The 8,103-nt window shown below is 59.9% G+C and carries 7 protein-coding genes; 4 read left to right on the forward strand and 3 right to left on the reverse strand.

Annotation, left to right across the window (positions count from 1 at the left end):
- Window positions 1–182 (forward strand): hypothetical protein (locus PLL20_20740; protein ID HPD32428.1); only part of this gene is annotated, 182 nt, incomplete at its 5' end.
- A gap of 117 nt (window positions 183–299) precedes the next feature.
- Here the strand turns inward: PLL20_20740 and rpmE are convergent.
- From rpmE to PLL20_20755, 3 genes are all read right to left on the reverse strand, one after another.
- On the reverse strand, window positions 300–542 hold the full coding sequence (rpmE, locus tag PLL20_20745) for a 50S ribosomal protein L31 (GenBank protein HPD32429.1): 243 nt from the start codon (window positions 540–542) through the stop codon (window positions 300–302).
- Between the two features lie 241 nt (window positions 543–783).
- Window positions 784–1,374 carry a LemA family protein gene (locus PLL20_20750; protein HPD32430.1) on the reverse strand — a complete coding sequence of 197 codons (591 nt, stop codon included), beginning with the start codon at window positions 1,372–1,374 and terminating at the stop codon, window positions 784–786.
- Window positions 1,374–2,030, reverse strand: a complete 657-nt coding sequence (locus PLL20_20755; protein HPD32431.1) for a hypothetical protein — start codon at window positions 2,028–2,030, stop codon at window positions 1,374–1,376. The genes PLL20_20750 and PLL20_20755 overlap by 1 nt, the downstream gene beginning before the upstream one ends.
- A 717-nt stretch (window positions 2,031–2,747) precedes the next feature.
- Here PLL20_20755 and PLL20_20760 point away from each other — a divergent pair.
- From PLL20_20760 to PLL20_20770, 3 genes are all read left to right on the forward strand, one after another.
- Window positions 2,748–2,981, forward strand: coding sequence for a hypothetical protein (locus PLL20_20760; GenBank protein HPD32432.1), 234 nt, complete (start codon window positions 2,748–2,750; stop codon window positions 2,979–2,981).
- Window positions 2,982–4,165: 1,184 nt separating this feature from the next.
- Window positions 4,166–6,910 carry a hypothetical protein gene (locus PLL20_20765; GenBank protein HPD32433.1) on the forward strand — a complete coding sequence of 915 codons (2,745 nt, stop codon included), beginning with the start codon at window positions 4,166–4,168 and terminating at the stop codon, window positions 6,908–6,910.
- A 921-nt stretch (window positions 6,911–7,831) separates the two neighbouring features.
- Window positions 7,832–8,103, forward strand: a 272-nt coding sequence (locus tag PLL20_20770; protein ID HPD32434.1) for a hypothetical protein, incomplete at its 3' end; no start/stop codon positions are given.

An 8,103-nucleotide genomic window follows, 5' to 3' on the forward strand; every position in this document is an offset into this window, starting at 1 on the left:
TAAGTCATTGTGATTTCGACGTTGTTCATCCGGATCTCGGCATTGGTCATTTAGAACCTTACGGCCAGACATCTGTGCGGCTTGCGCGCATGTTTCTGGATCGCCAGACGTTTGGGTTGCGGCCCGCCTTAGGCCGCAGTCAAACAATCGGCCAAGCCCCGAAAAAAAACACCCCGGACTGATCGCGACCTGCGTTCGCTGTCAATCCGAGGTGGATGGATATAACACAGCGCCAAGCGGGCCGCACGACCGCCGATGCGCGCCTCCAAAGTAGCGGCATCGGCTCCACCGTGCGCAAGCTAGGCCTTAGACTTGGCTTTCTCCTGCCTGGTCTTGGTAAAGTAGTTGCCGCCGAACTTCTTCGTGAATCGCTCGACACGGCCTGCGCTGTCGACAAACTTCTCCTGCCCCGAAAAGAACGGATGACAATTCGAGCAAATCTCGACCTTCAGCTCGGGCTTGGTCGAGCGGGTCTTGAATGTGTTCCCGCAGCCACAAGTAACCGTGCAATCCACGTATTTGGGATGAATATTGTCCTTCATAGGCGCCGTCCTCAACGCGTTCTCTGTCTACAGGGATCCTAGACCTGTTAGCTTACGTTTCGGCCATCCAAATGCAAGCGGCCAAGGAACCGACCGTTCTCGGACCATCGAAGACCTTTGTCCGTCCCGGGTGGGCGTCACAAGGCATACAACCGATTCATGAAATACTAAGTGCATATGATATCAGAAGTTATGCTCGAAATGGCGGTTCGCCGCCCTCTACCCACCGCCCCACGCGCCGTCAGAACTGCACCCTGACCGGTTCGCGAACCAGCGCATCCTCGATCTCGAAGTACTCCCGCTTGCCGAAGCCGAAGCTGGATGCGATCAGATTTGACGGAAACACGTCAATTCGGTTGTTCAGATCTCGTACGTTGGCGTTGTAGAACCGCCTTGACCGTTGGATGCGGTCCTCCGTGTTCGCCAGTTCCTCCTGCAAGTGCAAGAAGTTCTCGTTGGCCTTCAGTTGCGGGTAGCTCTCTGCCAAAGCAAAGACCTGCCTGAGGGCCCCCACGAGCACGTTCTCGTCCTTGGCCTGGGATTCGGGCGAGCCGTGGTTCTCCATCGCGATGTTTCGCGCTTTGATCACCCGTTCGAGAGTCTCCTTTTCATGGACCGCGTAGCCCTTCACGCACTCAACAAGATTCGGAATCAGGTCATAACGCCGTCGGAGTTCGGTATCGATGTCCGCCCACGATTCGTCGCAGGCATTCCTTGCCCGCACTAAACCGTTGTACATCGCCGCAACAATGACCAACAGGAATAGGACCAAGCCGCCGCCGATCAACACCGAAACAAGGCCCCCGTTCTCTGCCAGAAGCATCCCGTTCATCAGTCCACCCCTTTCATCTCGCGAAGCAGGTATCGCGGCAACCGATCCAGGATGCCCACAAGAACCTGCAAAGCATCTTCGTAATCCCTGACGCTGAACCGATCTGATCGATAGGCCATTACATGAGGACCATGCATTTCGATCGAAAAAGCGGGCATCGACAAGAGGAACTCCATCGTCTCCTGATGAAGCACGTCAAAGGCCCACTTCCTATCGGGGCCCTGGACATGAAACCGCCTGGAAAACTCGCTGGACTCGAAATCGATGTCGTCAAAGCCCAAAAACTCGCTTATTCTGTCAAAGATTCCCTCCGGCCGTATGGACAAAGACTGAAGCGGCAACCCTGTGTGAACCACTATCGCCGAAAAGTGGTGGTGATGCGTGTTCTTGCCGCTCCCCGTCCGATAGTGGTAGTCAAAGCCACAGATGCGCCAGTTGCGCTCCTGCCCCTCCATGATGTTGTAGGCATAGCGGTTTGCCCCCCGCTCGAGGCAAGGAAACGAACCGAACCGATAGCTGATTTCCGGATCGCGGTCTGGACTGAAACTCCAGCCCCGCTGACGGGCCATCGCCTCCAGTTCCTGCCTCCGCTTCTGACCCTGGAGGTAACCGAAGATCCCCAGCGCCGCGGCCGCCACGACGAACAGGACAAACACGAACCCGCCGGACCCAAGTGTTGTCGAGGCTGCATGGAACATCGCCGTGCTATGACCACTCCGCCAAGAGCCAATGACCGCGTGGCGGCCCGACCGGCCATCCTCCTCTGGCTCGTTGTATCGACCATGACCTCCGACGTCCACTAGAATCCCACGAGAATCCTATAATCGGTCCTCCGTACCCGCACCCAAAAAGCCGTCCAGCCCGCTCGACCCCGCGCATTGTCGCTGGTCCTCTGCAACGCAGCCAAAGCGAAGACTCCGGTCCAAAATCGTCCTTCTCGCTTGTCCAACCGGCCAACTGCCTGTATACTACGCTTAGAACCTTACGGCTGGACATCTGTGCGGCTTACGCGCATGTTTGCGGATCCCAGTGCGCTTGGGTTGCGGCCCGCAAAAAGGCGGTCCGCCTTAGGCTCTACGGCTCTTCGAATGCGTCCGTTCCAGACAGAGTCAGCCGCCGGAAAGGTGCCGAGCGCGGCAAAAGCGGATCATTGCTCGACGCGAGCGCGATGAGGCGGTCGCCTTCTGGATGATTGCGAAGATCACCCGGCGAGGGAACACCGGGTTACGATCGAGAATGGCATCAGGCATATGGGGACCTGCGATCCACCCGTCGTTGGTCCTGCAGGGGTCGGCGCGGAATACTCCCGCCGCCCCGGGCGGCGCATCACCTGGCAAGGTGAAGCGCAACCGCACATCTTGGAGGTTTCTCACATGGCGACCTTTGGTTTCTCATCATCCCCGCAGACGGCAGCGGACAAGACCGAAGTCAAATACCTGACGGCAAAGGAGACGATCGGCGACGCCGAGTGCCGGATCGTCCTCAAACAGGACTCGTCCGGTCAATTCCGCGAGGTCGAACTGACGCCCATCGGCACTGCCTCGAAGGAGCGAGCCGACAAGTCGACACATACAGACAAATCCTATTATGTAGACGCGTTCAAATAACCCGTTCAAGCTGAAAAAACGCGCGTCCTGCCGCGCACCAGACGGCGCGGCAACCCGGAAACAGAACGGTGACGAGAACAGGTAGCCACCACGTTGACCACGGCTGTCGCGGGCCCGGCCATCACCCAGTGCATCCGGCCGGGCGCCGTTCCAGGACGGGCCCGCGCGCGATGTCCGCCATCCACAACCTCAACCACACGACCCCGCGATCGCGATATCCGGTATTTGCCCCGTGTCGGATTTCGGCCATGCTGTACGAAGTGGCTGAGCACCGTCACGCCAGGACCGACTGCCAACAACCCCCGAAGTGCTCGGGACACGACACATTTCTGACCCGCTACCGGACAATGGACCCGTGACAGAAGCGGCGGCACGCCACGCGGCTGACCCGGTTGTCGTGAACGCAAGCCGAAAGCAGACCGCTTCAGCGGTCTTTCCCGAAGGGCAAACAAGCCGGCCGTTTGACGACTGGTTCACGGTCGGCCAATTCACCCCTTCACTGTGTTACCCCATCAAGCCCGTTTTAACAGGCCTGTCCTTGTCAGTTAAGCCCATTGAAACGGGCTGAGACCACAGAAAGGAAGAACAACCGCGGGCGACCACCAACCGGCCGTACAACGGCCGGCCTATCAGCCCATCTTTGGCGGGAAAACCCGCTGAACGGCCTTGATCGCCCAACCTGCACCGGTCCGCATGCCCGCCCAGACGGTCACGCACCCCCGGACAATCGCTACATCTGCCACCGCTTGACATCCTCCACCCCCCGTGGTAGGAGATTACGCCCGCTTGGCAGGTGTGGCGAGGCCGCGCGGCACGCCCTGGCGCACTCCGGGTATGCCCTCTGCCCCGCGGCAGGGCGTCGCGAGAAACATCCGCGATCCCCGCATAGATGAATGGAAAGCGCATCGGTTGTCGACCGGGCTGACTGCTGATCGGGAAAGGCACGTTGCGTACAGGCAGGAGTCCTCCCGAGCCAAATGCATGCCCGCCGGCAAACCCGAGTGCGGTGAGATGACGCTCGCCCGGGCAGCTTTCGGGCCGCCTTCAGCACGATCAGCCACCGAACAAGCCGTGCTGAAATTGGAAGAGTGGACAAGCAAGATCGAAGTGTGTGACGGTTGCTGAATCCTGACGTGACTGACCTTCACAAGACGGTGAACACAACGGTGAAAGGAAACATTCAAATGGCAGAGATGGTTTCAGGGAATGGGAGACGCAGACATCGACGAACAAGAAGAGATTCCAGCTCCTGCACCGGCAACAACGCAGCACGTGCATTACGGCCGGCCGCGGACAAGGTGGGCGGATTCCTGGAAAGAGGCTGGGTCATCGCAAACCACAAGCTGGTCTCCTTCCATGCCGCCTTCATTTCGTCCGTGCTGAGCGTGCCTGAGTGGGCGGCTCGAAAAGGCGACGTCCTCAGGTTCATGTTCGCCAGCACAGAGACACTCATCTCGCTGGCCATCCTGTACCTGTCTTGGCATATCAGCATCGCAATCCACGAGATGGGTCACTACCTGACCGCCGCGAAACTCACCGCGTTGAACAAGTCTTCGCAGCAATACGCAGAAGAGATGCTCAAAAAGAGCGGCGTGGCAAGAGCGATCTGGTATCTCAAGATGATTCTGCTCATCCCCTGGGGCAAGTTTGAGGGCGTCAAGAAGGAAGAGGGCAACTATGTGCCCGACGCCCCGTACAACCTGGCGGTTGCGGCTTCCGCTCCCGTCTGGAGCGGCTGGCTGGCTGCAATCTGCCTCCCGATCGCCGTCATCTGCATCTTCCTGGGCTTGATATCGACCCCCGACAACAACGTCTTAATCGTCCTCGGGCGGTTCTTCCTCGCGCCCGGCGTCGTCGGCTTGCTGGACCGCTTCCTGGCCGACCGCGGCAAACTCAAGGAATTCAGGATGCGCGAGCAGCGCGCCGCCGAAGAAGCCGCCCGCGCCGCCGTGGCCATCACGGCCGAGAGCTGGATGACAAAGGCCAAGGCCCTCAAGGAACGAATGATCACAACCCGGACGCAGACCGTCACCTTGGCCGATGGAAGCAAGGTGACCACGCCCTGGCAGTGGCGCAACTGTGGCATGGGCGGGCTTCATACCCAGAAGGAGTATCCCGAAAGCAACATCAGCATGCAGGAAAGCATGTTTATCCCGCTGTCGCCCAAGACCTTCGAAGAGGCCCAGGAAATGACCGTCAGGCTTCAGTACCGCCTCAAGGAGGTCATCGAATCGGCCCCCGGTGCCAAAGTCATGGGTATCGGCTCGGAGGGCGGGCTGTCGGCCTACATCGACAAGGAGCCAACCGACCGGGTTCCCGAACAGCGGCTGTGGCGCATGATGAAACAGACCATTCTCGACTGCGGCTACGTCCCCGGCGTGGATGTGGCCATCGCCCTCGACCCCGCCGCTTCGGCGCTGGAAGAGGCCTATCGCGAGGAAAAAGGCGAAAAGGACTCCGTCGGCATGTATCGCTTCTGGCGCGACGCCCACAAGGTCGACATGAGCCGCGACGAAATCCTGGAGCTTTACCGCGACGCCATGGAAAAGGACGGCGTTCCGATCATCTCCATCGAGGACGGCTTTGGTGAGAAAGACCACGCCGGATGGAAACTGATCATGGAAAAGATGGGTGATCGGATCTTCATCATCGGCGACGACCTCGTGACCACCAAGGACAGCACCATTGAAGAGTGCGCAAAGAACGGCGAGATCAACGCCGCCCTGATCAAGGCCAACCAGATCGGTACGCTCTCGGAAACGATCCTGGCCATGTTGACCGCTACGGCCTATGGCGCCGAACTGATCGTCTCACATCGGTCCAAGTCCCCGAACGACCCGTTCGAGGCCGACATCGCAACAGCATTGGATGCCGTCGGCATGAAGTGCGGTGGCGGTGCCAACACCGAGCGCCTCCAGAAATATGGACGCGTCATGGAAATCCTCGCCGTGGCCCAGTCCGGTAAACGGCAGATCTCGGAGAAGGAACGTAAGGAGGCTGAATTGCTTCTCAAGGAGTTGGTCGCCACGCTCACCGGCCGCAAAGATGTCGAGCTGGCCCCCGGGGCGACCGACCTTGATATGGTCAGACTCCTGCTCCGCGTGCTGGCTATCGAAATGGTTACAGGAACCGAAGAGGCCACCAACACCGGTATACCGTCGGCGGCCGCGACCGTCTTCCTCGGCAAGACCGGCACGCTTCGCTTCAAGGGATCGACTCCGCTCGGGGCCTCGACCGGCTCGGACGAGGCGATCCATTACATCGACAGCATGATCGTTCCTTGCGAAGTCACGAGAAAACACCCCTCGCTGTTCCAGAAGTTGGATGATGGCACGCTCCGATTCGCCAAGAACGTCAGGCTCGCCGATATCGAGTCCAAGAACGATCCGGAGCTGATGGCGCTCTGGAAGAAGGTCCAGCGATACGACGGCAAGGGCTGTATGGAGGCCGTTGCCCACATCGAGAATATCCTCGGACGAGCCTTTGTCGGCCGAACGCTTGCTCAACTGGGTACGCTTGAGGAGATCGACCGCGAACTTCTGGCCTTGGAGAAGGCTGAGGCCATCAAGCTCGGCTGGCTGTCACCGAACGCACCTGTCAACGACCAGATACGCGTCATGCAGAGGAAGGCCGCCGTGGGCATGAATGCCATCCTTTCCATGTCCATCGCCCTCGGCCGCGTCACCGCAGCCAAGGAAGGAAAGGAACTCTGGCAGCTCATTCGCGAGGTGGCAACCAGTACCATGGCCAAGTTCATCGCGGCCAACGCTAAGGACGGCACCAAGGACCCGGCGGCCATCAAGAGCATGCCCTTCGAGGAGATCAAGGCCCTGTACCGCAAGACGGCCGAGCAGGTCATCAAAGAAGGCAAGGCAGTACACCAACTGCTGCGCCAGCAGTTGCCGATCTACTCAGACGCTCGCGGCTGACGTCTGTCGCTGCGGCGCGTCGATCCTTGAGATAAAAGATTCCCAGGGCGGTTCGACGATTCGACATGGCGGGCCGCCCTGGTTTCATAAACCGGCAAGCTAAGACGAACCGCCTTTTTGCGGGCCGCAACTCAAGCGTACTGCGATCCAGAAACACGCGCAAGCCGCACACATGTCTGGCCGTAGGGTTCCAGCGCTCAGGACCAAAACCCGTTGCATGGATATCGGCTTGCCATTCGATGCCTAAGGCTTGTGACATTCCGCAACCGGTTCGACCGCACCGCAAGCAAGCCTTCATCACCCGCCCCTGTGGAGAATCTCGGCCAGACAAGCCGATGAGCGCGAAAGGACAGACCCTTCCCGTGAATCCCATCTTGTTTTTCATCCCCGCGATTTGACAAGATCGCCCGCGCTGCGCGGGGCATGCGCACGGGCTGCCTGCGGGGTCTGGCCACGGTGCGATGGCGGCGGGTACGTAACCGTCCGGGCGGGCATGCCGACCGGTCCAGGTTGGGCGACCAACCCCCTTCAGCGGGTTTTCCCGCCCAAGGCGGGCTGATAGGCCGGCCCTCATACGGCCGGTCGGTGGTCGCCTGCGGTTCTTCTTCCTTTCTGTGGTCTCAGCCCGTTTCAACGGGCTTGCCTGACAGGCCCGTTAAAACGGGCCGATGGGGCAACACAGAGAAGGATGGTTGGCCGACGGTGAACCAGTCGTAAAACGGCCGGCTTGTTTGCCCTTCCCGAAAGACCGCTGAAGCGGTCTGCTTTCGGCTTGCGTTCACCACAACCGGGTGAGCCGCCAGAAGTGCCGCCGCTTCTCTCACGGCCCCCCAATGGACCCCAGGTTTCAAATGACTTGACAACTAGTCATCCATACTGTACATTTTCATCACCCGCGACAAATAGCGACCGGAGCGCTTCATGCTCAAAAACGGCGACAACGCAACCGATCACAATTGCACCCTTGACACCACGCGGCCCGCAACGCGGGCCGGCTTGCGCGGCAACCCGCAGGTTTCACCTGCCGCGGCGAGTCAAGGCCTGGACCTGTCCCGCCCCATCCACGGCGCCGGCGGCATCGGCGGCCTGCTGGCCACAGAGGAGCCGCAAGGCACGTACCAGGGGACCTACTGGTTCTTCTACGACGCCGAACCCTTGACTCGCCGGGCAACGCGAAGCGTTGGGGCCGCTGG

Source organism: Phycisphaerae bacterium, from assembly GCA_035384605.1.
Classification (GTDB): domain Bacteria; phylum Planctomycetota; class Phycisphaerae; order UBA1845; family PWPN01; genus JAUCQB01.